This is a genomic window from Marinobacter sp. NFXS11 (assembly GCF_040148675.1).
Taxonomy (GTDB): Bacteria; Pseudomonadota; Gammaproteobacteria; order Pseudomonadales; family Oleiphilaceae; genus Marinobacter.
Genome location: NZ_JAGDDV010000001.1, coordinates 959,816 through 986,635 on the forward strand (window position 1 = coordinate 959,816; position 26,820 = coordinate 986,635).

A 26,820-nucleotide genomic window follows, 5' to 3' on the forward strand; every position below is an offset into this window, starting at 1 on the left:
GACCGCTTATGCGATAGTCGAGAACGTCCGAGAAAAAACAAACCAACCTATAACATCTTCAACCTGAAATCGAAGGGGTTTAGTGTGAACAAGTCCGAACTTATCGATGCAATTGCAGAGTCCGCAGATATTTCCAAAGCCGCCGCTGGCCGTGCTCTGGACGCAATGACCAACTCCATCACCGGTGCCCTGAAAAAAGGCGATCAGGTAACTCTGATCGGTTTTGGTACCTTCTCCGTTAAAGAGCGTGCTGCTCGTACCGGTCGTAACCCGCAGACTGGTGCCGAGATCAAGATTCCGGCCTCCAAAGTGCCTGGGTTCAAAGCAGGCAAAGCCCTGAAAGACGCCGTTAAGTAACGGTTCTTTCTCCGGTGGCTTCTGTCGCAGGAAGTCACCCAAGAAGAATTCAAGGCGCATTCCACACTGGGTGCGCCTTTTTACGTTAGGTCCGCCCGTCGCCGCGCGCTGAAACGAATAAAACCGCACCACCTTGAACAGGGATCCGGGAGAAACATGCTTCAAGATATTCGGAACAATGCCCAGGGCACGATCGCCAAGGTCATCATTGGTCTTCTCATTGTGTCGCTATCCATTTGGGGGATGGACGCCATTGTTGGCGGCTTCTCCGGCGAACCTGAGGTGGCAACCGTCAACGGCGAGGATATTACCGAGCGGGAATTCCTCCGCGTGGTCCAGATGGAGAGCCAGCGCCGGCTATCCAGAATGGAAAACCCGGACCCCTCGATGCTTGATGAAGACCAGATTCGCACAGACGTTCTGGATTCCCTGATCCAGGAGCAGGTCCTGATCCAGGACGCCAACGCTCAGGGGCTTGAACTCAATGATGCTGATATCGATGCGTTGATTACCCAGATGCCGCAGTTCCAGGTGGATGGCCAGTTCAATCGCGACCGCTTTGTGGCCACAGTCCGGAATATGGGCATGGGCGTGGGCGAGTTTCGCGAAGCCATGCGCAAGCAATATGTGGTGAACCAGATCCGTGCGGGTATCGTTCAGAGTGGCCTGGTGGCGGATGAGAATGCCGAACAGTTGCTTCAGATTCAGAACCAGACACGCAGTTTCCGGGTGCTGGATATTCCTGCCAGCTCAGTGGCGGACACGGTATCGGTTTCTGATGCGGACGTTGAAGCCTTTTATGAAGAGAACTCGAGCGCGTTTGAGCAGCCAGAGCGCGTTGACGCTGCCTACATCACGCTTTCGCTGGGTGCCCTTGCCGAGCGCATTGAAGTTGACGATGCGGAGCTTCAGGCCTACTACGAACAGCAGGCGGCCGACCTGGCCAGTGAGGAGCGTCGGGCGTCTCACATCCTGATCGAAGAGGGCGGTGACGCGGACGAGACCATGGCAACGATCCAGGAGCGCCTGGCGGCCGGGGAGTCTTTTGCTGACCTGGCGCGGGAGTATTCCATTGATACCGTTTCGGCCGAAGACGGCGGCGACCTGGGCTATGCCGGTCGTGGCATTTACGCCGAGCCCTTCGAGGAAGCTCTGTTTGCCCTTGAGAAAGGCGAAGTTTCCGAGCCGGTTCGAACATCGTTCGGGGTTCATCTAATTCGCCTGGAGGATGTCAGGGAGTCAGAGGTGCCGTCTCTGGATGAAATGGAAGGCCAGCTACGTCGTGAGCTGGCGCGCGAAAAGGCCCGTGAGCAATTTGCCGAAGTCCGGGCAGAGCTTGCCGACTCCGCGTATGCCGCCGATGATCTGGCCGGTCCTGCCGAGGAGCTCGGGCTTGAGGTACGCGAGGCCAACGACGTTACCCGTGACGGTGGTCAGGCCCCGTTCGACCACGCCGGTCTGGTACGACAGTTGTTTTCTGAAGATGTCCTTGAGGCGGGTTACAATACCGAGCTGATTGATGTGGGGGACAACGTGTCTGTCGTTGCCCGGGTTCGTAAGTATCATGAAGCCGAGCAGCTGCCGCTGGATCAGGTCCGCGATCAGATCCGGGCGACGCTGGAGCAGCGCAAGACACGGGAAGCGCTTTCTGAAAGGGCTGATACGATTATCGCTGATCTTGAGTCAGGTGAGAGCCCCGAGGGTTTCGGTGAGTGGTCCAGCTATGAAGGGCTGGCAAGGAACGCCTCCGAGGCTGGTCCCGCCATTCTCCAGCAGGTGTTTTCTTTGCCGCGCCCTGCGGATGGCGCCCGGTTTGGCAAGACTGTGATGGCCAATTCTGCCGCGGTGATCGCGTTGGACGAGGTCACGGACGGGCCGGTCTCGGAAGATGGCACCGAACTTAACCAGCTTCGCGAATTCCTGGCATCTCTTGAGGGCCAAAGAGAGTACGCCGCTTACCAGCAGTTCCTGAGAAATCGGGCGGAGGTCGAGAGACCCTGATGTCAGCCTAGTGAAAAAGGCGCCGAATGGCGCCCTGCGAGCAACAAAAAGCCCGGTGCGAATGCCCGGGCTTTCTTGTATTTGCATGCCCCTTCTATTAAAGCACTGAGGCTCAGGTCGGAGGGAAGCGGGTGGGCTTGAGGCTTTCCTTGATCTTTTTGAGGTGCCCAAGGAAGTCTGCGCCACGTTTGAGCGTTACGCCGGTTGCCAGAATGTCGATAACGCTCAGATGAATGATGCGAGAGGACATTGGCATATAGACCTCAGTGTCCTCCGGAGCGGTGACGCCCAGCACCACCGTGCAGCTTTCCGCCAGGGGGGAATCGGGATTGGTTATGCCAATCACAGTAGCACCGTTGGCCCGCGCCAATTGCGCGATATCCACGGTTTCCCGGGTGCGGCCCGTGTAGGAAATGAGCACGATAACATCACCCACGTTTGCGCCGGCCGCCACCATGCGCTGCATCAGGGCGTCGTCGTAGGACATGACCGGGATATTGAAGCGGAAGAACTTGTGCTGGGCATCCATAGCCACAGCAGCAGACCCGCCCATGCCAAAGAAATTAATCTGCTTGGCCTGGATCAGGTAATCGATCGCCGTTGCCAGGGCCTTCGGGTCCAGAGCCTGCCGTGCCTTATCCAGGCTGGCAATAGTACTGAGCATGATTTTGTCGGCGAATTCGGCAACGGTGTCGTCGGGCTCCACGTTCTGGCCGATATATGGCGTACCGGTTGCAATGCTCTGGGCCAGGCGGATCTTGAAATCCGGAAAGCCTGTGGCGGAGAAACCCCGGCAGAAGCGGTTAACGGTTGGCTCGCTGACGTCAGCGGCTCGGGCCAGGGCAGCTATGCTGTAGCGTGTGGCCGCGCTTGGATCGCGGAGAATGGCCTCGGCCACTTTCCGCTCGGATTTGTTAAGGGTGTCCAGCCTGGACTGGATATCCTCAAGCAGATTGTCGTCACGGTGCGCCTGGTTCGCGGCCATCAATGGTACTCCCTGAATCATGGGCGGTCGTTGTCTTAAAAACGCGGTGATTATACCGCTTTTTTACCGGTTTTAGGGTAGTAAAAATATCACGAAACGCAGTTTTTTCTTGGAAAATTGATTTTTGGATGTCATTATTTGTTTAAAATTACTACATTGAGTCCTGTCGCCGAGTTTTTGCGACGGGCTGCCCACCAGAGAGAAGGAACCAATGGTCAACAAGATCAATACCCGTTGTGACCTGATGCTATTCGGAGCGTTGGGTGACCTTGCCCAACGAAAACTGTTTCCTGCCTTGTACCAGCTGGAGCGCGCCAACCTGCTGGCCGATGGCAGCCGGATATTGGCCATTGCCCGTACGGAGGCCAATACCGAAACCGTACGCCAGCAGTTGTTTGACAAGCTGAAACAGCATGTAAAGCCGGCAGAGTTCGATGCCGAACTGGCCCGGTCATTTCTTGAGCGGGTTGATTACCAGATCCTGGATTTTAACGAGCCGGAGGCTTTCGGGGTGCTCAACGAGTGGCGTGATGATGCCAACAATGAGCTTATTGTTTACATGGCAACCCCGCCGTCCATGTATGGCGTCCTGGCCCGAAATCTGCGCTCCGCCAGTTGCTGTACCGAGAAGACGCGGGTGGTGGTAGAGAAGCCGATCGGTCACGACCTGGAGTCGTCGAAGGTTATCAACGATGAGCTGGGTGAGGTCTTCAACGAGAACCAGTTGTTCCGGATTGATCATTACCTGGGCAAGGAAACTGTTCAGAACCTGATCGCTCTGCGTTTTGCCAACAACCTGTTTGCCTCCCAGTGGGACCAGAACCACATCTCCCACGTTGAGATCACCGTGGCTGAGAGTGTTGGTATTGAGGGTCGGTGGGGGTATTTCGACAAGGCCGGACAGATTCGCGACATGATCCAGAATCATCTGCTGCAGCTGTTGTGCCTCATTGCCATGGACCCGCCTTCGGATCTGTCCGCAGACAGCATTCGCGATGAAAAAGTAAAAGTGCTCAAGGCATTGAAGCGGGTGACGCCGGACATGATGGACAGCTACGTTGTACGCGGGCAGTACACCGCTGGCACCAGTAATGGCAAACCGGTGCCCGGGTACCTGGAAGAGGAGGGTGCCAACAAGGGTAGTGCCACGGAAACCTTTGTGGCGCTGAAGGCCGAGATCGACAACTGGCGTTGGTCTGGCGTTCCCTTCTATATCCGCACCGGCAAACGCCTGCCCGAGAAACTGTCGCAGATTATCATCCACTTCAAGCCGGCACCGCACTACATCTTTGATCCGGACCAGAAGCACCTTGCCAACAACAAGTTGATCATCCGTCTTCAGCCGGATGAAGGTATGGCACTCAAGATCCTCACCAAGGACCAGGGCCTCGACAAGGGCATGCGCCTGCGCCAGGGCCCGCTGGAGCTGACTTTCTCGGAGACTTTCGCTACTGACCGTATTCCCGACGCCTACGAGCGCCTGCTGTGGGAGGTGATGAAAGGCAACCAGTACCTGTTTGTTCGCCGTGACGAGGTGGAGTTCGCCTGGCGCTGGGTAGACCAGGTTATCCAGAACTGGAAAGACAGTGGTGAACCGCCCAAGCGTTATGCCGCTGGAACCTGGGGCCCGGTTGCCTCCATCGCCATGATTACCCGGGACGGGAGGAGCTGGTATGAAGATGTCTGATTTGCGTTTGCCCGAGGGTGTCAGTGACCGCTCAGGTGAAACGGCCGATGGCGTGGCTCTAAATCTTGCCGATGCCGTCGCCGGATTTCTGAATGCCCGCCTGAGAGAAGCGCCCAGGGCGAGCCTGGTGGTATCTGGCGGTTCCACGCCGCTGCCATTTTTCAGAGCGCTGTCCGGCAAGGATCTGGACTGGAGCAGGGTAGACGTTTTGCTGGCGGATGAGCGTTGGGTGGATGAAGACGACGACGCCAGCAATACCCGTCTGGTTCGGGAAAACCTGCTGCAGGACAACGCCGCATCGGCCCGATTCCTGTCACTCAAACAGCCGGGTGCGACGCCCTTAGAGGGGCTTGAGCGAGTGAAGGCCGAGCTGGCGGACCTTGCCCTTCCCATTGACGTGCTGATTCTTGGTATGGGCAACGACGGCCATACCGCCTCACTGTTTCCCGACGCACCCGAATTGGAAAGCGCGATGAATCCTGAATGCCAGGAAATCGTCGCGCCCGCCACGCCCGCGTCGCAGCCGCAGAAACGCATCACCTTAACCTGGCCACCCCTGAGAGATGCCCGATTCACCGCATTGCATCTGAAGGGCGAAGACAAACTGCAGACGCTGGACCGTGCCATGTCTGACCCGGACAAGGTGCTCGAGATGCCCATCAGAGCTTTCCTGAAACCAGGCCTCCAGGTGTTCTGGAGTCCCTGAAACGCCCGACATTTGTTATGGAGAAAACCGTGAGCCAACTTTCCGATTACCATCGCGAGCGCGTCAGGGCAGTACTGCAATCCTCACCCCTGGTGCCGGTCATCGCCATTCAGGACCTCGACGACGCCGTGCCCCTTTGCCAGGCTCTCGTTGATGGCGGCATCAACGTCCTCGAAATTACCCTGCGCACTGAACACGGCCTAAAAGCCATCGAAGAAGTCCGCAAAGCCATCCCGGATGCGTGGGTCGGGGCGGGCACCGTTACCAGCATTGCCCAGTACCGCCAGGTAGAGGCCGCTGGCGCCCAGTTCGTAATCACCCCGGGCGTAACCGAAGCCATCCTGGAATTCGGCCTAACCTCCGAAGCCCCGCTGTTGCCGGGCATTGCCACCATCTCGGAAATGATGGTTGGCTATAACCTTGGCTACCGCGAATTCAAGTTTTTCCCTGCCGAAGTTGCCGGCGGAATACCGGCCCTCAAAGCCTTCAACGGCCCCTTCCCGGACGTCACCTTCTGCCCCACAGGCGGCATTCGCCGCAACACCGCGGCAGACTACCTGGCACTGGGTAACGTGCAGGCCGTTGGTGGCACCTGGTTGACCCCTGCAGATGTGGTGGCGGCCAAGGACTGGGCGCAGATTACCGAGATTGCGCGTGGGAGTCTGGCGGATCTCTGACTTCGGTTCTGTTCCCGTAGCCTGAAGCTTTTGGAGTTTGCGCGCTTCGAGGCGGGGCTTCCGGGAAACGCTACGAGCACATCCATGTGCGCTTGGCGCTGGCCGTCCCTGGCCAGCGACATTCCCGGAAGCCCCGCCCCGAAGCGCTTGGCATAATTTCCGATAACGCGAGAATTCGTCGTAATTTCGCGATACTCAAGAAACTGTCACGCTGAGATAACTGCAACATTCTGAAGGAGGGAGTGGGGTTCCCCTTTCCAAAAATGTCTGTGGCCAAGGATGGCCACAGCCAAGCGCACATGGATGTGCTCGTAGCGGTTTTTGGAAAGGGGAACCCCACTGCCGCCCGGCACAAGACCCTCAGGCTACAAGGTCTTCCACCGCCGACGGCGGGCTAATCGGGAAGAAATAATCAGCGAATATCCGATCCAACGCGAACAATCTTCATGGTATTGGTTCCACCTTGGGCATTCACATAATCACCCTTGGTAATCACCACCAGATCACCATCCTTGACTGCTCCGCGATTCACCAGCTCCGACACCGCCAGCGCATTGGTCCGCTCGTTCGGAATCTTGGCTGAATCGAAAGGCACCGTCTGAACGCCACGGAACATAACGACCCGATGCTGGGTGGAGTGATGGCGCGAAAACGCAAAGATTGGCAGGCTTGATTTGATGCGAGACATCAACCTCGGCGTGGCACCCGTCTCGGTCATGCAGATAATGGCCGAGACACCCTCAAGGTGGTTCGCGGCGTACATGGCGGAGAGAGCGATAGCTTCATCAACTTCCTCCATGCTCTCGTGAATCCGGTGTTTGGACTGATGCATCGACGGATGCTTTTCTGCGCCCAGGCAGATGCGCACCATGGCTTCGACTGCTTCCTTGGGATAATCACCCACCGCGGTCTCAGCAGAAAGCATGACCGCGTCGGTGTAGTCCATCACCGCGTTGGCAACGTCTGAAACCTCCGCACGGGTTGGCATCGGGCTAGTGATCATCGACTCCATCATCTGAGTGGCCGTGATCACCGCGCGATTGAGAACGCGGGCGCGGGAGATGATGTGCTTCTGAACGCCCACCAACTGGGCGTCGCCGATTTCCACGGCCAGATCGCCACGGGCAACCATCACGGCATCGGATGCTTCAATGACCGCATCCAGTGCTTCCACATCGTCGGCAAGCTCCGCCCGCTCGATTTTCGCCACCAGACCTGCGTCAGAGCCTGCCTCTTTAAGCAGACGACGGGCGATGTGCATATCCTCGGCGGTGCGAACAAACGAGACCGCCACGTAATCCGCGCCCAGCTTGGCAGCGGTTACGATGTCCTGCTTGTCCTTTTCTGTCAGTGCCTCGGCAGACAGACCGCCGCCACGCTTGTTCAGGCCCTTGTTGTTGGAAAGCGGACCGCCAATCAGAACGGTAGACGTGATGCTGTGGTCGCTGACCGACTGCACTTCCATCTCTATACGACCGTCATCGAGCACCAGAATGTCGCCCGGTTCCACATCCTCAATCAGCTGCTCGTAATCAATACCGACTTTCTCCTCGGTACCCGCTTCCTTGTCCATGGCAGCATCCAGGATAAAGGTCTGGCCCGCCTTGAGGGTGACCTTGTTCTCGGAAAAGCGGGCGATCCGCAGTTTTGGCCCTTGCAGGTCGGCCAGCAGTGCGACGAACCGACCCTGGGCCGCTGCCGCTTCGCGAACGCGGCGGGCCCGGCCGATGTGCTCTTCGGCGCTGCCGTGGGAAAAGTTGAGTCGGGTGACATCGACACCGGCGGCTATAACGGCCGCGAGGGATTCCGGTGAGTCAGTGGCAGGGCCGAGGGTGGCGACAATCTTGGTACGCCTGAGCATGGTTGGTGTCCTTTGGTTCTTCAAAATGGTCTCGAACAGGGTAGCGGAATATGCCGGAACGGCCAGATTTACTGGCCGGCCTTGATCAGGGCCAGGGCATTATCCAGCATGCGATTCGAGAAGCCCCATTCATTATCGTACCAGGCCATGACTTTTACGTGACGACCCAGAACGCGGGTGTGGTTGGCATCATAGATGCTGGAAAGTGCGTTGTGATTGAAGTCGATGCTGACCAGTTTTTCGACATTATAGCCAAGAACCGGATTTGTCTCGGCTGCCGCTCTGACAGCTTCGTTTACTTCGTCGGCAGTTGTTTCCCGACTGGCAATAAAGCCGAAATCCACCAGTGACACATTGATGGTCGGAACCCGGACTGCCAGACCGTCAAGTTTGCCTTCAAGATCCGGAAGAACCTTGCCAATGGCGGCAGCGGCACCAGTTTTGGTCGGAATCATGGACTGGGTGGCAGAGCGCGCTCGGTATAGATCGGAATGGTATACGTCGCTCAGCTTCTGGTCGTTGGTATAGGAGTGGATGGTGGTCATCAGGCCACTCTCGATACCAATGGTCTTGTGCAGTGCTTCAACAACCGGTGCCAGGCAGTTCGTGGTGCAGGATGCGTTGGAAATGATGTCGTGCTCGGCAGTCAGGGTTTCGTGGTTCACGCCGTAGACTATCATGGCGTCCGCATCCGGGCTTGGCGCCGATATGATGACTTTGCGGGCGCCGGCGTTCAGATGCGCTGCCGCCTTCTCGCGTTTGGTGAAAAGGCCGGTACACTCGAAGACAACATCAACGCGGTGATCTTTCCAGGGCAGTTCGTCGGGGTTGCGCAGTGCGGTGATGGCAATCCGGTCCCCGTTCACGGTCAGGGATTCGGCGTCGTGGCTGATGTCGGCATTAAACCGGCCGTGAACACTGTCATACTTGAGCAGATGCGCGTTGGTTTCGGCGTCACCCAGGTCGTTGATAGCAACAACCTGCAGCTGGCTTCGGTAGTTGTTTTCATACAATGCTCTGAGAACATTGCGACCAATGCGGCCAAAACCGTTGATTGCGATACGGATGGTCATCGTTTGACTCCTTGAGTGGTCGTTTTTTGTTCGTTTAACCTCTTCGATGTAGTAAATATAACAACAAAAAAAGAATAAATGAACGATTTGACGGTGGAAATACCAAAAAAAGGAAGTAAAATTACGTCTAAAAACGATCACTCTAATAATTCATGCAATGGAGCCCACCATGCACCCGACCGTAGACAAGGTTACCCAGAGAATTATCGAGCGCAGTCGCCCAACGCGGCAGGACTACCTGAACCGCATGAATGCTCTCAAAGCCCAGTCCCCGCACCGGAGTTCTCTGTCCTGCGGCAATCTGGCCCACGGTTTCGCGGCCTGTAATCAGGGCGACAAAGACACCCTGAAGTTCATGAACAAGGCCAACGTAGCCATGGTAACGGCCTACAACGATATGCTTTCGGCCCACCAACCCTACGAAAAGTTCCCGGATCTTATTCGCGAGGCAGCCCGAGGGATGGGGTCCGTAGCCCAGGTAGCCGGTGGTACGCCCGCAATGTGTGATGGTGTGACCCAGGGCCAGCCGGGGATGGAGCTTAGCCTGTTTTCCCGGGACACCATCGCCATGAGCACCGCCGTGGCCCTGAGTCACAACATGTTCGATGCCACGCTGCTCTTGGGGATCTGCGACAAGATCGTGCCCGGCCTTCTGATTGGCTCGCTGAGCTTCGGTTATCTGCCCACTATTCTGCTTCCGGCAGGCCCAATGCCTTCAGGGCTACCGAATAAGGAGAAACAGCGGATTCGCCAGCTTTACGCCGAGGGCAAGGTTGGTAAGGATGAATTGCTGGAGGCCGAGAGCAAGTCCTATCACAGCCCGGGCACCTGCACGTTTTACGGCACTGCCAACAGCAACCAGCTGTTGGTGGAAGTGATGGGGCTGCACCTGCCAGGGGCGGCGTTTGTGAACCCCAATACACCGCTGCGCGATGAGCTCACACGGGCGGCGACCGAGCAGGTGATCAGACTGTCCAAGCCTCATGGCGGCGAGCGCGGTCTGGGCGACATGGTCGATGAAAAGAGCATCGTCAATGCCCTGGTGGCGCTTCTGGTCACTGGTGGCTCCACCAATCACACCATCCACTGGATCGCTATTGCCCGGGCCGCCGGTATCATCATCGACTGGAACGACTACGCCGAGCTTTCCTCGGTGGTGCCGTCCATGACCCGGATCTACCCCAACGGGCAGGAAGACGTGAATGCTTTCCATGAGGCTGGTGGAACGCCGTTCCTGATCAGGGAGCTGCTGAGTGGCGGATACTTGCATAATGACGTCAATACGGTGGTTGGCTACGGCCTTGAGCGCTACACCGAGATGCCGGAGCTGGAGGAAGAAAAGCTGGTCTGGAAGCCGGCGCCGGAAACAAGCCTCCGTCCGGATGTGCTCAGCCCGGTAGCGGAACCGTTTGCGCCGGATGGTGGGCTGAGGGTGCTGGATGGCAACCTCGGTCGAGGTGTCATCAAGGTATCTGCCGTTGCCCCGGAACACCGTAAAGTTGAAGCGCCGGCCGTGGTGTTTAACGACCAGAACGAACTCAAGGCAGCCTTTGAGGCTGGCGACCTGGACAGGGATTGTATTGTGATCGTGCGTTTCCAGGGCCCGAAGAGTAATGGCATGCCGGAGCTGCACAAGCTCACCCCCTACCTTGGCGTGTTGCAGGATCGCGGGTTCAAGGTGGGCCTGGTAACCGATGGCCGGATGTCCGGCGCCTCGGGCAAGGTGCCCGCAGCGATCCACGTGTATCCGGAGGCACTGGATGGCGGGCCCCTGGCCAAGGTTAAGACTGGTGACCCGGTCTGTCTGGATGCCGAAAACGGCGTTCTTGCAGTCCGGGTGGATGAGCAGGAGTTTGCAGGCCGGGAATCTGAAAAAGCGGACCTGACCGGGTATCATCACGGCTACGGTCGGGAGTTGTTCGGCTGGATGCGACGCGCCGCCAGCAATCCCGAGGAAGGGGCCAGCTTTTTCTGGAATCATGAGGCATGACATCAACACACTATTCACTGGTTGGTGATATTGGTGGCACCAATGCGCGTTTTGCGCTGGTAGAGCAGGGTAGCGTACAGCCTCGCGCCATCGAGATTCTGCCCTGCGGGGAATACACAAACCTTGATGACGCAGTGCGGGATTACCTGGCTCGGGTTGGGGTTTCGGAGGTAAATGGCGCCTGTCTGGCTGTTGCCTCACCGGTTCGCGGTACCCAGGTTCGGATGACCAACAATCACTGGCGCTTTGATACCGAAGAAGTCCGGGCGCAGTTTGGCTGGTCCAGATTCAAGGTGATCAATGATTTTACCGCCATGGCCCTGGGCGTCCCCCACGTTGCTGGCGATCATCTGGTGCATGTTTGCGGCGGCCCGGGTGACAGCCGTCGCCCCAGGCTCGTTATGGGTCCGGGAACCGGGCTAGGTGTTTCAGGTCTGGTGCCTATTGAGCATGGCTGGGTGCCGTTGATGACCGAGGGTGGCCACGTGGATTTCGCTCCCACGGACGATACCGAAATGGCTGTGCTGCGGATTCTCAAGGCCCGGTTTGGCCGGGTTTCCGTAGAACGGATTCTGTGCGGTCAGGGCCTGCTGAACCTGTATCAGGCCCATGCGGAGATTCAAGGCGTTGCGGCGCCACTGGATGCGCCGGAGAAAATCACCGCGGCTGCGGTGGAAAACACCGATAGCCTGGCCCGGCACACGCTTCGTCACTTCTGTGAAATTCTCGGTCGGGTAGCCGGCAACGGGGTTCTCACTCTCGGGAGTACCGGCGGTGTCTACCTTTGTGGCGGAATCCTGCCACGCTTTCTTCAGTTCTTCCTCGAAAGTCCTTTCCGTAGTGGCTTTGAGGATAAGGGCAGAATGCGGCCGTTGCTGGAGTTTACGCCGGTCTACGTGGTCACCGAGCCCTACACCGGTTTGCTGGGAGCCGCCGAGGCGCTGGGCAATCCGGAGGTATGACGCCGGATGGCCGTTGCTGGATCAGAGGTAATGTACCAGTTGGCTCTGATCAAATCGGTACTGGCGGTTATACACACCGTTTTCGGCCCTTCGGCCGGCTGCCAATACCATGGTGACCAGTCCTTTTCCGGGGAGATTGAGTAGCTTTTTCACACGGTGCTCGTCAAAACCCTCCATGGGGCAGGAATCGTAGCCGTGGGCCCGGAGCGCGAGCATCAGGTTCTGGGCTGCCAAAGCCGTGGATTTCGTGGCCCAGATTTTCATCTCGCAGGTGGAATAGGGCCCCCGGGGCACCGGCCGGGTGATTCCCACCGCAAGGCCTGCGGCTTTTTTCGCTAACCCCAGAATACCAAAGGGTCCCTGGTTGTAATGAATGGGGGCGACTTTGCGGTAGTACTTCTCAACGATCGGCGGCAGTTTTTCTTCCGGCCAGTCCTCCAGGGCCTGCCGGGCATGGGCGCGCCAGGTGTCCGGTCGGGCAACTACCACGATGAGCGCGGCGGCGGTTTTCGCTGCATTCTGGCCAAGACAGGCGTGGGCAAGTTTTGCCTTCAGATCTGGCGTCCGGACCACGAAAAACTCCCAGGGCTGCAGGTTGCTGGAATTGGGAGCCAGTGTTGCCAGCTCCAGGCAATCCTCAAGCACCGGCTCGGGAATCGGCTCATCAGTAAAACGCCTTATGGAACGGCGCGAGCGAACGACTTTCCGGAACTCTTCGACATCAATTTCCGGCAGCGGGAGAGAGCCTGCTTTGGCATTCATGGTGTGTCCTTCGAGACTTGTTGTGCAGTGATTGTGCCTCTATCGTTACGATAAATGCAGGTTTATGCAATCACCTTGATGACGGAGCGCCCATGACTGAGGATCCCTCCCGGCTTCCCTTCGACGACCTGGTTCGACGAGTACGGGCGTGTACGATTTGTGCAGACGTTCTTCCCTGCGGGCCGAGGCCGGTCATACAAATATCGGAAAATGCCAGAATTCTGGTGGTTGGGCAGGCTCCGGGCAGGCGCGTGCATGAAACCGGGCTGCCCTTCAACGATCCCAGCGGCGATCGGCTTCGACAATGGATGGGGATTACCCGGGATACCTTCTATGACGAGCAGAAGCTCGCGATCCTGCCGATGGGGTTTTGCTATCCGGGCACAGGCAAGTCCGGCGACCTTCCGCCGCGGCCGGAGTGCGCGCCAGCCTGGCGCAAATTACTGCTGGATCGTCTGCCGCACATTGGGCTCACGCTGGTTATTGGCCAGTATGCCCATAACTGGCATCTGGCCGACTGCCGAAAATCCGTAACAGCCAATGTGCAACATTGGCAGGACTACTGGCCAGATGTTCTCCCGATGCCTCACCCCAGCCCGAGAAATAACCTGTGGCTGCGTCGCAATCCCTGGTTCGAAAGTGACGTTGTGCCTGAACTGCAACGCCGGGTGGCTCGTCTTCTCGCACCCGAGTACGGATAGCCGGCGTTCTCAGCCGGCAACGCCCGCAGGAGTCTCTAGTTGCATCGGTGTTCATTGGGCAGCAACGTCCCACTGCCTGAGCAGGTCCTCGTAACGGATGGTTTTGCCCGGCGGTTTCTCGTTGCTTAGACGCGGTTTGGGCGCTCCGGGCTGCGCCATCCACCAGTCAGCGCCCTTTAACTGCTCTTCCTCTGCCATTTTCGGGCCGCAATTACCGGCCAGGAAATTACGCTCAATGACCGACAGAGTCCTGTCCTGCGCCGCGGCCAGGTTATCGAGCGCCTGCTGAGGGGTGACTTTGCCTGTTACTGCATCGGCGATGTTAGGCCACCATAGTTTGGCCAGGCGGGGATAGTCTGGCACGTTCACACCCGTCGGCGACCAGGCTGTCCTGGCAGGACTCCGATAGAATTCGACCAAACCTCCCAGTGCCGGCGCTTTTTCCTGCATTTGCGGCGACTCCAGGTCCGAGAGCCGAATTGGGGTGAGACCGTAGAGGGTCTTCTGGAGTGATACCGTACGCGAGACGGTAAATTGGGCGTAAAGCCAGGCTGCTTTCTGCTGGTTCGACCCCATGGCCCGGGGAATGGTCCAGGCGCCAACGTCCTGGTATCCCAGTTTCATTCCCTCTTGCCAATAGGCGCCGCGAGGAGAGGGCGCCATGCGCCATTTGGGTGTGCCGTCTTCATTGACGACAGGTAAACCCTCTTTTGTCATGTCGGATGTGAAGGCGGTATACCAGAAAATCTGCTGTGCTACCTGGCCCCTGGCAGGCACGGGCCCGGCTTCTGAAAACGTCATGTTTGCGGCTTCAGGAGGCGCGAAGCGCTGCAACCAGTCTATGTATTTCTCGAGTGCGTAAACCGCCGCAGGACTGTTGGTGGCGCCGCCGCGACTGACAGAAGAGCCAACAGGATGACAGCCCTCCATACGAATGCCCCATTCATCGACGGGCAGGCCGTTGGGAATACCCCGATCCCCCGCGCCTGCCATGGAAAACCAGGCGTCGGTGAAGCGCCATCCCAGGGAGGGATCACGTTTGCCGTAGTCCATGTGGCCGTAAACCCTTTCACCATCAATTTCCCGAACGTGTACCGTGAAAAACTCTGCAATGTCCTCATAAGCAGACCAGTTGACGGGCACGCCAAGCTCGTAACCGTAGCGCTCCATGAACCGAACCCTCAGTTCCGGGCGTTGGAACCAGTCGTATCGGAACCAGTAAAGGTTGGCGAACTGTTGATCGGGCAACTGGTAAATCTTCCCATCCGGCCCAGTAACAAATTCCAGGCCAATGAAATCTTCCAGTGACAGGGTAGGCAGGGTAAATGCCTCGCCCGCGCCCTCCATGTAATCGCTGAGCGCGAGAGCCCAGCCGCTGCGGGAGTGGGTGCCGATCATGTCTGAGTCGTTAACGAAAGCATCGTATCGGCCCTTGGCAGCCATGATTCGCTGGAGATTGATCTGGCGAATGACTTCGCCCTCTGGCTTTCTGTCGTGTGTTACCGGAATCTCCGTCAGCTCGGAAAATGCAGGTGCCAGGACTTCTGCCTCGTAGTCATGGGTCGGCAGTTGTTCGGACAGAACCGAGATCTCTGTTCCCTGTAGCTCAGAGGCTGCATGGGCAAACCAGGCCAGCTCTTCCGCCTGTTCATCCTCGGACAGGGTTGAATCCGGGAAATGATCTTCAATCAGCGTGCGGATCTGGGATTGCTTCTCCTCAGACAGCGACTCGAAAAGAGGCCCTGCGGTTACCGGTGGGCCAATCAGTAGTGTCAGTCCTATTAACAACGCGGGTTTGTTCATGATCGTCTCTTGTTTTTGTTGCTTTTCGTACAATTTACGATCATATGGTTCGTTAAAAGGTTCGTCAACGAAAAATTCTTGGATTAGGAAAATATACTTTAAGGCATTGTAATATAACAGTTTAATTTTATTAAATGGAATTTTTGCCTGTCTCTGACACGCTTAAACGAAAATTTTTTCGATCATAAACTTTTCATTTGGAATTTTCAGCGCTAAATTTGTGCTGTTTCGAACTGTTTTGTCTTAAAGCGAAAATAAATCGGTTCGTTAACGCAGTTGGCTGCCACGCGCCTGGCCGCGGCTAAGGCTTTTGGCGAGGCGTTTCGGTTGGCTGGCTAAAGTTCAGCGCTAACAAAAACAGGAAATTATCATGATCGAAAATAACAACGTTTTTATGTCGTCCAACAACCGCTCTTTCCGGAAAGCCCCGATGGCAGCCGCACTGCTATTGGCGGCAGGCGTATCTTCTCCAGTCATGGCGGAAGTTTCTTTCGAGTCCGATAATGGGTGGAAGGCCGGCTTCAACGGCCATATTCCGATCTTTGCGGTGTTCGGAAACTATGACGAGCCAACCGATGAAGATTCTTTCACCATCACAACCGGTTTTAACCCCGCAACACTGCAAACGAACATCTATGCGCCAACCCAGAACGGCCTGGAGGTGTCAGGCCACTTCCAGATGAATGCCAATATTGCGCCCGGTGATGCCAATACGGAGTTCCGCAGTCGGGTCTCGGAGATTGCAGTGGCAGGTGATTTTGGCAAGGTTAATATCGGAAAAGGCTTCGGGATCTATGGGGTTCCTGCCATTGGTGATAACGGTAGCGCATTGGGTGTCGGCCTCATTGGCGGGCCAGACCAGGTGGCGGCCACCGCCGGGCGCATCGGTAACGGGTACTTTTATGCCAACTTCACGCCCCGCGTGATGTACACCTCCAACAGCTTGGGTGGCCTGCAATTTAAGGTTGGTCTGTTTAGTCCGTCGAAAGTGGACGGCGTTACTGATGCCGAGTACACCATGCCCCGCATCGAAGCGAACGTGGTCTATTCCGGCGACAACTTCTCCCTTTGGTCCAGTGGCTTCACCCAGGATGTGGACTCCAAAACCGGCACCTTCGATGACTACACCATGTCCGGTATCGATTTCGGTGGTTCCGTCTCGCTCGGTGGTCTGAGTGTTCGTGGCAACTACGGCATTACCCAGGGCACAGGCAACGGTGTGTTTGCCGCCCGCCTGGATCCGAACGAAGAAGACGCCAGCCAGTGGTATGTTGAAACCACCTACCAGATCAACCGGACGACATTGGGTGTCAGCTATGGTGAAGGCGAGGACGATATCGTCGCTGGTGACAGCAACGACACCGACCTCACCATGCTCTTTGCCCGCTATGCGGCAACCGACCATCTGACCCTGATGGCTGAATACACCACGTTGGGTACCGGTGACGGGCAGGGTGAATACGATGCGATCATCTTTGGTTCGCAACTGACGTTCTGATTGTCTCAAACAGAGGCACGCACCCTCGGAAGTCGGTGCTCAAAAGGTTGAGGTTAATTCCTCAACCTTTTTTATTGTCCGAGATTCCGGAAATGGATGGGAGGGCAGGCAGAGGAGACTCCTAAAACCGTGCGGAGCCATGGATGGCGGAGCCGAGCGTACAGGGAAGTATTTACAGCGTGTTTTAGGAGTCTCCTCTGCCTGGCCGACTTCTCCCAAGCCAAAAATCCCTGGCCGTGGAAGCGCCGAAAAAAGCTCCGGGCGGAATTATCCGGCCGGAGCAAGGATGCCTGAGAGAGCTTCAGGCGCTGTGGTGGAGAGCAGTTTTGCGAGTTTCAGTGGTGACAGTTTTCATCAGATAACGTTCCAGGGCTTCGATATCGGAGTCGCTGGCGTATAGCCCCTGTTTGGTCCTGCGCCAGAGAATATCCTCCGACGTCATGGCCCACTCGTTCTTGATCAGGTGTTCGACCTCACGTTGATAGAGAGTTCCGGCGAAATGAATACCCAGGTCTTCCATAGACTTGCAATCCCTGAGAATGTCATAGCTGGTTGTGCCGTAGGTGCGCACGTAGCGGCTGATGACTTTCTCGGAGAGCCATGGAAATTCGCGACGAAGGGTTTCCTCCAGGGCCTCGTGATTGGCAAAGTCGCCGCCCGGTAGAACCCCTTTCTTGGTCCAGCGTCCGCCGGCTTCGGGAAAGAACTGGCAAAGTTTGTCAGTCGCGGCTTCGGCCAGCTTGCGGTAGGTCGTGATCTTGCCCCCGAAGACTGAAATCAGCGGTGCCTTGCCTTTCTCGCTGTTGACCTCAAAAGAATAATCCCGCGAGGCTTTCTGAGCATTCTCCTGCTCATCGTCCATGAGAGGGCGGACACCGGAGTAGGACCAGACAACATCCGAAGGCTCCAGTTGTCGCTTGAAATGAGAGTTCACAATGTTGAGAAGATAGTCGGTTTCCTCGGGCGAAATCCTGGCTTTTTTAGGGTCACCTTCGTAGTCCACGTCGGTTGTACCCACGAGCGAAAATTCATCTTCGTACGGAATAACAAACACGATCCGCTCATCTTCGTTCTGGAGAATATAGGCTTCGGTTCCCTTGTTCAGCCTCGGCACAACGATATGACTACCTTTAACCATGCGAATCATCTTCGGGGCGGGCATTGACAGCGTTTCTCCGAACAACCGGCTCACCCAGGGGCCCGCGGCGTTCACTATCGCCTTTGCCGAGACGGTTTTCTCGGTCTCATCGATCATGTCACGGAGGGTCACTTGCCACTCCCGGGATCCCTGTTCCGCTTTGACGCATTTGGTGCGTGTAAGAATCTGCGCACCGAATTGCTGGGCTTTTTTTGCGGTCAGAACCACCAGGCGGGCATCGTCAACCCAACCGTCCGAGTATTCAAAGCCCTTGGTGATATCGGGTTTGAGTGGATCGTCTGCTCCGAATTTGATGGAGCGTGAGCCCGGAAGAATTTCGCGCTTTGCCAGATGGTCATAAAGGAAGAGGCCGGTGCGAATCATCCAGGCCGGGCGCAGGTGAGGGCGGTGAGGTAGCCGAAAGCGCATTGGCCACATGATGTGTGGAGAGTTGCGAAGCAGGGACTCGCGTTCAGCCAGTGCCTCCCGGACCAGTCGAAATTCGTAGTGCTCCAGATACCGAAGCCCGCCGTGTATCAGCTTGCTGCTGCTGGATGAGGTGGCCGAAGCCAGATCATTCATTTCACATAGCAGGACTTTCAGACCTCGCCCGGCTGCGTCCATGGCAATGCCGGTGCCGTTGACTCCGCCGCCAACGACAATAACGTCAAACTGTTCGTGCTCCGTAGTCATTGTTGGTCATCTCCTGACGCCACTGGAAAAGACGCTTTGTTGTGATGCGCACTTTTCAATGTTCAATAAGCGGTATGGAACTATTATGCGAAAGGCAAAGATATTCGTAAAGGAAAAAATAGAAAAAAAACGAAAAGAGCGAGGCGATCACGTTTTCGAATAGGAGGGACCGAAAAGAAATCAGACGATATGAAGCTGTACGTTATGTTCGGTCAGCAACTGGCGGATCTCGACAGGAGGTTGCTGGTCGGTAAACACGTGGTCGGCCTGGGAGATGCTACCGAGACGGACCATGGCGTTGCGCCCGAACTTGGAATGGTCGGCGGCAAGAAGAACCTGGTTGGAGTTCGCAATGATTGCCTGGGCGACGCGGACTTCGCGGTAATCGAAATCGAGCAGGGAGCCATCGTTATGAATGCCGCTGATGCCGATAATACCGAAGTCCATTTTGAACTGATTGATGAAGTCCCGTGTGGCTTCACCGACAATGCCGCCGTCGCGGTTACGTACTTCCCCGCCGGCAATGATGACATGGAAGTCTTCTTTGGCGGAGAGAATGGATGCGACGTGAAGGTTGTTGGTGACGATCTGCAGGTTGTTTTTCTCAAGCAGTGCCTTGGCAATGGTTTCGGTGGTGGTGCCGATGTTGATGAACATGGAGGAGTTATCAGGAATAAGCTCTACCAGTGCTTCGGCAATTCGTTCCTTGGCTTCAAGATCCATGATCTTGCGGGCCTGATAGGCGGTGTTTACAGTGCTGGAGTCAATGCCCGCTCCACCATGGTGCCTGCGGAGCTTTTTCTGTTTGGCAAGTTCATTCAGGTCCCGGCGGATGGTCTGAGGCGTTACCTTGAACTGGTCTACCAGCTGTTCGGTGGTGACGAAACCGTTCTGCTGGATCAGCTCCATAATCAGATCCTGTCGGCGACGCTGTGCCATTAAAACCTCCTCCGCTCTGTCATTTTTCTCATGCGAAATATAGTGCGTCCGAAAACATTCCCAAAGTTTAGTGGTTTTCAGCGGGTTATGCAGCTTTTTTACAGGGATCGGTTGGCCAGATGCGCGCTTGCCGTGAAAACCACTTGGCATTTATGTTCAAAAAGGTAAAAATACGAAAAAATAAGAAACCGAGGTCGAAATTCTATGAGCCAGTACATACTCTCCATTGATCAGGGAACTACCAGTTCCAGAGCCATACTCTTTGACCTGCAGGGCAACATACACGCCACCCGCCAGCAGGAGTTTCCGCAGCATTTCCCGGCCAGTGGCTGGGTAGAGCACAATCCGGAGGATCTTTGGTCATCGGTCAAGCAGACCTGCGATGCGGTGATGGCCGAGGAATGTGGTGATCGCGGTGAAGTGGTCGCAGTGGGTATTACCAATCAGCGCGAGACCACTGTGGTCTGGGATCGTAAAACCGGGGAGCCCGTATACAACGCTATTGTCTGGCAGGACCGGCGAACGGCCTCCTACTGCGAATCCCTGAAGACTGAGGGGCTTGAGCCGTGGGTCAGCAGCAAGACTGGGTTGCTGGTCGATCCGTATTTCTCCGCCACCAAACTCCGCTGGATTCTGGAAAATGTCGCTGGAGTCAGGGAGCGTGCGGAGCGCGGAGAGCTCGCGTTCGGGACGGTTGACAGCTTCCTGTTGTGGCGATTGACTGGTGGCCGAGAGCATCGTACTGACGCCACCAATGCCAGTCGTACGCTGCTCTTCAACATTCACAACCAGAAATGGGATCCGGAGCTTCTGGAACTTTTCGATATTCCCGAATCGCTGTTGCCGGAGGTGATGGATTCCGCCGATCAGTTCGGGCGGATCACCGAGGGCGGGGCACTCAACGGTACCTCGGTATTGGGCGTGGCCGGCGATCAGCAGGCGGCCCTGTTCGGTCAGACCTGCTTTGGCATTGGCATGGCGAAGAGCACCTACGGCACGGGTTGCTTTCTGATGCTCAATACTGGCGACAAGGCTTTGCAGTCGAAGCACCGTTTGCTCACGACGGTGGCGTACCGGGTAAATGGCAAGCCTACCTATGCCCTTGAGGGCAGTATTTTCATTGCCGGGGCCACCATCCAATGGCTGAGGGACGGGCTTCGGCTTATCCGGGATGCCTGTGAGACGGAGCCGTTGGCAGAGGGGACGCCGGTCGACCACGGCGTCTATCTGGTGCCTGCCTTTACCGGGCTTGGGGCACCTTATTGGGACCCCAATGCGAGAGGCGCGATATTCGGCCTGACTCGTGATACCGGTATCAAGGAGATTGTGACTGCAGGTCTGCAATCGGTCTGCTACCAGACCAAGGATCTGCAAAAGGCCATGGAAAAGGACGGCATCCGCCCAGTCAACCTCAGAGTCGACGGTGGTATGGTGGCCAACAACTGGGTCCTCCAGTTTCTGGCAGACATTCTCGGCGCCCGGGTGGATCGTCCATCACTGGTTGAAACCACAGCGCTGGGTGCCGCCTACCTCGCTGGTCTGGAAGCCGGGGTCTATGGCTCTCTCGAGGAGCTTTCGGGCTTGTGGCGATGCGATCGGAATTTTGAGCCCGTTATGACTAAAGAGCATCGGGACAAGCTCTACGACGGCTGGAGCCAAGCGGTGCAAAAGCTTTGACACAACAAAGTGGCCGCGGCAACGAACTTCAGCGAACACCCATTTCCCGCAGGCGCTTATAGAGGGTGTTGCGGCTGATGGCCAGTTCTCTGGCCGCCTGCGAGATATTGCCGGTGCATTTTCGGTAAATCTGCAGGGTTCTCGCGAGGGTGTCCTCGGGTTCTGCTTCGGAACCGGCAACTGGCTGTTCCTGCATCGGTGGATTGCTCTGTTCAGAGGGGGTGGCCTCGAACTCTGCAAGAAAATCTTCGGGCAGGTGCCAAACCTGCACCTGTTCGCCGTCGGCAATTGCGATGGCGACCCTCAGCACATTGACCAGTTGGCGGATGTTACCTGGCCAGGGGTGGGCTTCCAGGGCTGAAAGGACTTTCGGTGAAAGTTGCTCAGACTGACCCGGATCCCGGTGCCGGGCATACAGGCTCTGTATCAGCATCCGCCTGTCGGCACGGTTTCGAAGGGCCGGGAGTTCCACGCACAACCCGTTGATGCGGTAGTAGAGGTCGGCCCGGAAGAGGCCGTTCTCAATACGGTTGGTCAGCGGTCGATTGGTTGCCGTAACCAGCAGAATATCGACGGGGACGCTGTCGGTGGATCCCACCGGTGTAACGACCCTTTCCTGGAGAACACGCAATAGACGCGACTGCGCAGAAAGAGGCATTTCGCCGATTTCGTCGAGGAACAGAACGCCCTTGTGCGCTTTTCGTATGAACCCCAGTGATCCCTGCGCCCTTGCGCCGGTAAAAGCACCGGCTTCATAACCGAACAATTCCGATTCGACCAGCTCCGGCGGAATGGCTGCGCAGTTAACCGCGACCAGCGGCTGGTCCTTGCGGTGGGATGCGCGGTGAAGAGCTTTCACTAGCACCTCCTTGCCAACCCCCGTCTCGCCGGTGATGAGTACCGGTAAACCCCGCTCAAGAACCTTGAGACTTTGCGTAGCACAGCGTTTGACCGCGGAATCGCCGTAATCAAGGTTGTCGATATCGAGCGGTTGGGCGGATTGCCGGAGGTCCTCCGGTACTGGAGACGGCTCTGTTTTTCCGTTGGTCTCAGGGATTCGGGTGGGGCGTTTGATCCGGGCACTAAGACGGACCTTACTCCGCGTGGTCAGTTGCAGGGTTTCTGTTTCAGGGTGGCCGAGGATGTGATTCCGGTGGCGGGTAAACAGCTCATCCAGCCTGGCGTCGACGGTGTTCATTCCCAGCAGTTGGTCTGCCCTCTGGTTGCTGGCGATCACCTGACCGGAATCATCACACACGAGAATGCCGGACCATGGGCTATCGAAGTTATCAGCCGTTGTATTCAGGGTGATCTGGAAGTGATCCGGCCCGAACTGACGATTGATCAGGCGGTTTTCCACAGATTGGGACAGCAGCCTTACCATGCCTAATGTGTGAGCCTGAGGCAGATAGGCGTCGCTGAACACGCTGAGAACACCCGCGATTTGCCTGTGGGCATCGAAAATCGGTGCGGCAGAGCCGATGATGCTTCGGTTTGTTTTCAGGAAATGTTCATTACGCTGAATCTGAACGGGGGCCCCCACGGCAATCGATGTGCCAATAGCGTTGGTACCGCAGTTCTGCTCTTGCCAGTTTGCACCGGTCTGGAACCAGGGTTTGAGACGGGTCTCGGTGATGCGTTCATCACCCCAGCTGCTGAGTACGGTTGCGTGCTGATCGGCAAGCAGGATGAGACATCGGCTGTTTGACAGGACGTTCCGGTAATAGGGCAGAACTTCTGCTTCGGTCACTGAAAGCAGTTCGCTGTGCTGTCGGTTTATTTCCTCTAACCTGGCCGGCTCTGGTCTCAACGGTGCTGGCTCATGATCGTGATCAAGGCCCCAGTCAATACAACGGTTCCAGGAATCGGCAATCACGCTTCGATAATCCGAATATTCGTTTTTTCTCATCAGGCGTCACTCAGGTTTTCGTTTGTTGTTCTGGTTGACGATTCGAGCAGCAAAGTGGCACAAGCCTGTCCTTGCTGTTGCTCAATAATCTGTGCAAATGCTGTTCACGTCAATGTTCAATTTGAACAAAGTATTGCTAAACGAACATTGCTGTTTTCGGATAGGAAATCGCCATAGAAATTAAAAGGCTTTAAAAACAGTATTATAGGTAGAGATACCTATGAACCTTAAAGAAGTGGTACACCGTTTGCGTTGGTAGATTCGAAATCGAATTTTCGCGGTCGGTGTATGCCGGTCTCGAAGCGCGTTTCCACAAGAACAAAAAGGAAAGCCTATGTCCTTAACACTGGAGAATCTCTCCCGTGAGGTCGACGGTGTCGACTACATACGGGATGCCAACCTCACCTTTGAGGCAGGTTCCTTTAACGTTCTGCTCGGCCGGACACTGGCCGGAAAGACCTCGCTGATGCGATTGATGGCCGGGTTGGACAAGCCCGATAGCGGCCGTCTGATATACAACGGCGAGGACGTAACAGGGCAGAGCGTGCAGAACCGTAATATTTCGATGATCTACCAGCAGTTCATCAATTACCCCAACCTGACGGTCTACGAAAACATTGCTTCGCCCCTGCGGCTTGCACAGATGACCGAGTCCGAAATTGATCGCCGGGTGAAAGAAACCGCGTCGATGCTCCGGATTGACCCTCTGCTGAAGCGCTACCCCCTGGAACTGTCGGGTGGTCAACAGCAGAGAACCGCCATGGCCCGGGCGCTGGTTAAAGATGCCACCCTGGTGCTTTTCGATGAGCCACTGGTCAACCTTGATTACAAGCTGCGCGAAGAGCTCCGGGCGGAACTGCGGGATCTGTTCCGCGAGCGTCAGTGTATTGCGGTGTACGCAACCACAGAGGCCAATGAAGCCCTCGCACTCGGCGGTACAACAACATTACTGCACGAGGGGCGGGTCGTTCAGACCGGCCCGGTGATGGATGTCTATCGGGCACCGGTGAACACTCTCGCTGCACAATTGTTCAGCGAGCCACCGATGAACATGATTCGTGGCCGGGTTTCCGAAACCGAGGTGACCTTCGACGAATACTCCCACCACGCGCTCACGCAGGAATTGGCGAAGCTGAAACCGGGTGATTACTGGTTCGGGATTCGTCCCAGCCATATTGGTCTGGTCCCCACCAGCGATGATGATCTGGAAATGTCCATGGAGGTGGAGCTCAGCGAGATCAGTGGTTCTGAAACCTTCATGCATGTCGAGAACAGTCACTTCGAAATGGTGTTGCAACTGATGGGCGTGCATCAGTACCACACAGGTGCGCCCATCAAGGTGTATCTGCCGATCAACAAACTGTTCGTTTTCGATAGCAGCGAGCAGCTGGTGCACACACCGTCCCAGGTTTCAGGAGGGTCTGTCTGATGGCTGAAATTCAATTGAAGTCACTTGCCCACAGTTACAGTGATAAGCCGGAAGGGCCGGATGATTACGCCATCCGTCAGCTCGACCACGTATGGCACAAGGGTGGGGCATACGCATTGCTGGGTCCGTCCGGTTGCGGAAAGAGCACCATGCTGAACATCATTTCCGGCCTGGTTCAGCCCTCTGAGGGGGATGTCCTGTTCGACGGCAAGCGTGTTAACGAGCTGTCGCCGAGAGACAGGAATATTGCCCAGGTTTTCCAGTTTCCGGTCATTTACGACTCGATGACCGTGTACGACAATCTGGCGTTTCCCCTCAAGAACAACAAGGTGCCCGCGTCGAAGATCAAGGCCCGCGTTCATGAGATCGCCGAAGTGCTGGAAATTGAGGACAAGCTCTACAAGAAGGCGAAGAATCTGACCGCGGATGAGAAGCAAAAGGTCTCCATGGGCCGTGGCCTGGTTCGGGAAGATGTTTCGGCGATTCTGTTCGACGAGCCCCTGACGGTGATCGATCCGCAACTCAAGTGGAAGTTGCGTCGCAAGCTCAAGCAGATTCACGAACAGTTCGACATCACCATGGTGTATGTCACCCACGACCAGCTCGAAGCCTCCACATTTGCCGACAAGATTGCTGTGATGTACGGCGGGCAGATTGTCCAGTTCGGCACTCCAACGGAACTATTCGAGCAGCCCAACCACACCTTTGTGGGTTTCTTCATCGGCAGCCCCGGCATGAATCTCATCGAGGTACAGCGGTGTCCCAGGGGCGTGTGTTTCGGAAGCACAGTTGTGGCACTCGAGCCCTGGCAGGTAGATGTCCTGCAGCGGACCAGGTCCACCAACATCAAGATCGGAATCCGTCCCGAGTTTGTGGAAGTGTCCTCTGTGGCTTCAGACGACACCTTCGAGGCCGAGGTCCTGGATGTAGAGGACCTGGGTACCTACAAAATCGTTACCGTTCAGCTTGACCATGAAAAAATGAAAGTCCGGCAGAGCGAGGAGTTCGCCGCATCGATTGGCAGTCAGGTTCACCTCTCGTTCCCGAGGCAATGGCTGAAGCTGTATGTGGATGAATTCCTGGTACAGGAGCAACAGTGATGCAAAAGGTACAAAACAATAAAGCCTGGTGGCTGGTGCTGCCGGTATTTCTGCTCGTTGCCTTCTCGGCGCTGATTCCGCTGATGACCGTGGTGAATTACTCGGTCCAGGATATTTTCGGTCCGGGCCAGGCGTTCTACGTTGGCACCGAGTGGTTTAAAGAGGTACTGACTGATGAGCGCCTGCAGGATTCCCTGATTCGTCAGTTTATATTCTCGGGTGCGGTATTGCTGATCCAGATTCCTCTGGGTATCGGTGTTGCCCTCATGATGCCGAAATCCGGTATCAAGGGTTCCCTGTGCCTGATTCTTCTGGCCATTCCACTGCTGATTCCCTGGAATGTGGTTGGCACTATCTGGCAGATATTTGCCCGCGGCGATATCGGTCTGTTCGGCTGGGGCATTAACCAGTTGGGAATTGATTACAACTACACCGGCGACACCCTCGATGCGTGGCTGACGGTTCTGTTGATGGACGTCTGGCACTGGACGCCGCTGGTTGCCTTGCTCTGCTATTCAGGGTTGCGGGCAATTCCGGAAGCTTTCTACCAGGCGGCAGAAATTGATCGCGCCTCAAAGTGGGCGGTGTTCCGGTATATCCAGCTCCCGAGGCTCAAAAGTGTTCTGATCATCGCGGTGCTGCTGCGTTTCATGGACAGCTTCATGATCTACATTGAGCCTTTCGTGCTCACCGGTGGCGGCCCTGGCAGCTCTACCACCTTCCTGAGCCAGACCTTGACGACCATGGCAATCGGACAGTTTGATCTGGGGCGCGCGGCTGCGTTCTCGCTGATCTACTTCCTCATTGTATTACTGATTTCATGGGTCTTCTTTACCGCCATTACGCACGCCGACAAAGAAAAATAAGGAGAG

The 26,820-nt window shown here is 56.3% G+C and carries 21 protein-coding genes; 13 read left to right on the forward strand and 8 right to left on the reverse strand.

The window, feature by feature from the left end:
• The first annotated feature begins 84 nt into the window (after nt 1–84).
• Both hbs and J3362_RS04555 read left to right on the forward strand, forming a co-directional pair.
• On the forward strand, nt 85–357 hold the full coding sequence (hbs, locus tag J3362_RS04550) for a non-specific DNA-binding protein Hbs (protein WP_008174603.1): 273 nt from the start codon (nt 85–87) through the stop codon (nt 355–357).
• A gap of 156 nt (nt 358–513) precedes the next feature.
• Nucleotides 514–2,358, forward strand: a complete 1,845-nt coding sequence (locus tag J3362_RS04555) for a SurA N-terminal domain-containing protein (protein ID WP_349518316.1) — start codon at nt 514–516, stop codon at nt 2,356–2,358.
• Nucleotides 2,359–2,470: 112 nt separating this feature from the next.
• On the opposite strand, the gene J3362_RS04560 is transcribed toward J3362_RS04555, so the two are convergent.
• On the reverse strand, nt 2,471–3,343 hold the full coding sequence (locus J3362_RS04560; RefSeq protein WP_349518317.1) for a MurR/RpiR family transcriptional regulator: 873 nt from the start codon (nt 3,341–3,343) through the stop codon (nt 2,471–2,473).
• Nucleotides 3,344–3,554: 211 nt separating this feature from the next.
• Here J3362_RS04560 and zwf point away from each other — a divergent pair, with 211 nt between their 5' ends.
• Genes zwf through J3362_RS04575 form a run of 3 tightly spaced genes read left to right on the forward strand, consistent with a single transcriptional unit; the run spans nt 3,555 to nt 6,413 of the window.
• Complete coding sequence (gene zwf, locus J3362_RS04565) at nt 3,555–5,030, forward strand: glucose-6-phosphate dehydrogenase (protein WP_349518318.1); 1,476 nt, start codon at nt 3,555–3,557, stop codon at nt 5,028–5,030.
• On the forward strand, nt 5,023–5,736 hold the full coding sequence (gene pgl / locus J3362_RS04570; protein WP_349519248.1) for a 6-phosphogluconolactonase: 714 nt from the start codon (nt 5,023–5,025) through the stop codon (nt 5,734–5,736). Before zwf ends, pgl begins: the two co-directional genes overlap by 8 nt.
• A 17-nt stretch (nt 5,737–5,753) precedes the next feature.
• A complete protein-coding gene (locus J3362_RS04575) occupies nt 5,754–6,413 on the forward strand; it encodes a bifunctional 4-hydroxy-2-oxoglutarate aldolase/2-dehydro-3-deoxy-phosphogluconate aldolase (protein ID WP_349518319.1) in 660 nt (219 codons plus the stop codon).
• 412 nt (nt 6,414–6,825) lie between these two features.
• Here J3362_RS04575 and pyk read toward each other — a convergent pair whose 3' ends face one another.
• A complete protein-coding gene (gene pyk, locus J3362_RS04580) occupies nt 6,826–8,274 on the reverse strand; it encodes a pyruvate kinase (RefSeq protein ID WP_349518320.1) in 1,449 nt (482 codons plus the stop codon).
• A gap of 68 nt (nt 8,275–8,342) precedes the next feature.
• Nucleotides 8,343–9,347, reverse strand: coding sequence for a type I glyceraldehyde-3-phosphate dehydrogenase (gap, locus tag J3362_RS04585; RefSeq protein ID WP_349518321.1), 1,005 nt, complete (start codon nt 9,345–9,347; stop codon nt 8,343–8,345).
• Nucleotides 9,348–9,516: 169 nt separating this feature from the next.
• Here gap and edd point away from each other — a divergent pair, with 169 nt between their 5' ends.
• Together edd and J3362_RS04595 are read left to right on the forward strand one after the other, a co-directional pair.
• Nucleotides 9,517–11,337, forward strand: a complete 1,821-nt coding sequence (edd, locus tag J3362_RS04590) for a phosphogluconate dehydratase (RefSeq protein ID WP_349518322.1) — start codon at nt 9,517–9,519, stop codon at nt 11,335–11,337.
• Nucleotides 11,334–12,299, forward strand: a complete 966-nt coding sequence (locus J3362_RS04595) for a glucokinase (RefSeq protein ID WP_349518323.1) — start codon at nt 11,334–11,336, stop codon at nt 12,297–12,299. The genes edd and J3362_RS04595 overlap by 4 nt, the downstream gene beginning before the upstream one ends.
• Before the next feature lie 21 nt (nt 12,300–12,320).
• On the opposite strand, the gene J3362_RS04600 is transcribed toward J3362_RS04595, so the two are convergent.
• Entirely contained in the window at nt 12,321–13,061 is a 741-nt protein-coding gene (locus J3362_RS04600; RefSeq protein ID WP_349518324.1) for a nitroreductase family protein, read from the reverse strand.
• Nucleotides 13,062–13,153: 92 nt separating this feature from the next.
• Between J3362_RS04600 and J3362_RS04605 the strand changes: the two genes are divergently transcribed.
• Nucleotides 13,154–13,762, forward strand: coding sequence for a uracil-DNA glycosylase family protein (locus J3362_RS04605; protein WP_349518325.1), 609 nt, complete (start codon nt 13,154–13,156; stop codon nt 13,760–13,762).
• Between the two features lie 51 nt (nt 13,763–13,813).
• Here the strand turns inward: J3362_RS04605 and J3362_RS04610 are convergent, their stop codons facing one another.
• Nucleotides 13,814–15,565, reverse strand: a complete 1,752-nt coding sequence (locus tag J3362_RS04610; RefSeq protein ID WP_349518326.1) for an ABC transporter substrate-binding protein — start codon at nt 15,563–15,565, stop codon at nt 13,814–13,816.
• Between the two features lie 370 nt (nt 15,566–15,935).
• Between J3362_RS04610 and J3362_RS04615 the strand changes: the two genes are divergently transcribed.
• Nucleotides 15,936–17,063, forward strand: a complete 1,128-nt coding sequence (locus J3362_RS04615; protein ID WP_349518327.1) for a porin — start codon at nt 15,936–15,938, stop codon at nt 17,061–17,063.
• Nucleotides 17,064–17,364: 301 nt separating this feature from the next.
• Here J3362_RS04615 and glpD read toward each other — a convergent pair whose 3' ends face one another.
• Both glpD and J3362_RS04625 read right to left on the reverse strand, forming a co-directional pair.
• Complete coding sequence (glpD, locus tag J3362_RS04620; RefSeq protein WP_349518328.1) at nt 17,365–18,894, reverse strand: glycerol-3-phosphate dehydrogenase; 1,530 nt, start codon at nt 18,892–18,894, stop codon at nt 17,365–17,367.
• A 180-nt stretch (nt 18,895–19,074) separates the two neighbouring features.
• The gene (locus tag J3362_RS04625) at nt 19,075–19,833 is read right to left on the reverse strand and encodes a DeoR/GlpR family transcriptional regulator (RefSeq protein WP_053112348.1); all 759 of its coding nucleotides are present in this window, start codon (nt 19,831–19,833) and stop codon (nt 19,075–19,077) included.
• Between the two features lie 204 nt (nt 19,834–20,037).
• On the opposite strand from J3362_RS04625, the gene glpK reads away from it, so the two are divergent.
• Nucleotides 20,038–21,510, forward strand: coding sequence for a glycerol kinase GlpK (gene glpK / locus J3362_RS04630; protein WP_349518329.1), 1,473 nt, complete (start codon nt 20,038–20,040; stop codon nt 21,508–21,510).
• Nucleotides 21,511–21,538: 28 nt separating this feature from the next.
• On the opposite strand, the gene J3362_RS04635 is transcribed toward glpK, so the two are convergent.
• On the reverse strand, nt 21,539–23,419 hold the full coding sequence (locus J3362_RS04635) for a sigma-54-dependent Fis family transcriptional regulator (RefSeq protein ID WP_349518330.1): 1,881 nt from the start codon (nt 23,417–23,419) through the stop codon (nt 21,539–21,541).
• Between the two features lie 334 nt (nt 23,420–23,753).
• Here J3362_RS04635 and J3362_RS04640 point away from each other — a divergent pair, with 334 nt between their 5' ends.
• The 3 genes from J3362_RS04640 to J3362_RS04650 are packed head-to-tail and all read left to right on the forward strand — an operon-like array spanning nt 23,754 to nt 26,814.
• On the forward strand, nt 23,754–24,848 hold the full coding sequence (locus tag J3362_RS04640) for an ABC transporter ATP-binding protein (protein WP_349518331.1): 1,095 nt from the start codon (nt 23,754–23,756) through the stop codon (nt 24,846–24,848).
• A complete protein-coding gene (locus tag J3362_RS04645) occupies nt 24,848–25,948 on the forward strand; it encodes an ABC transporter ATP-binding protein (protein WP_349518332.1) in 1,101 nt (366 codons plus the stop codon). Before J3362_RS04640 ends, J3362_RS04645 begins: the two co-directional genes overlap by 1 nt.
• Nucleotides 25,948–26,814: a carbohydrate ABC transporter permease gene (locus J3362_RS04650; protein WP_349518333.1), complete on the forward strand. Its 867-nt coding sequence runs from the start codon at nt 25,948–25,950 to the stop codon at nt 26,812–26,814. The genes J3362_RS04645 and J3362_RS04650 overlap by 1 nt, the downstream gene beginning before the upstream one ends.
• Nucleotides 26,815–26,820 lie beyond the last annotated feature (6 nt).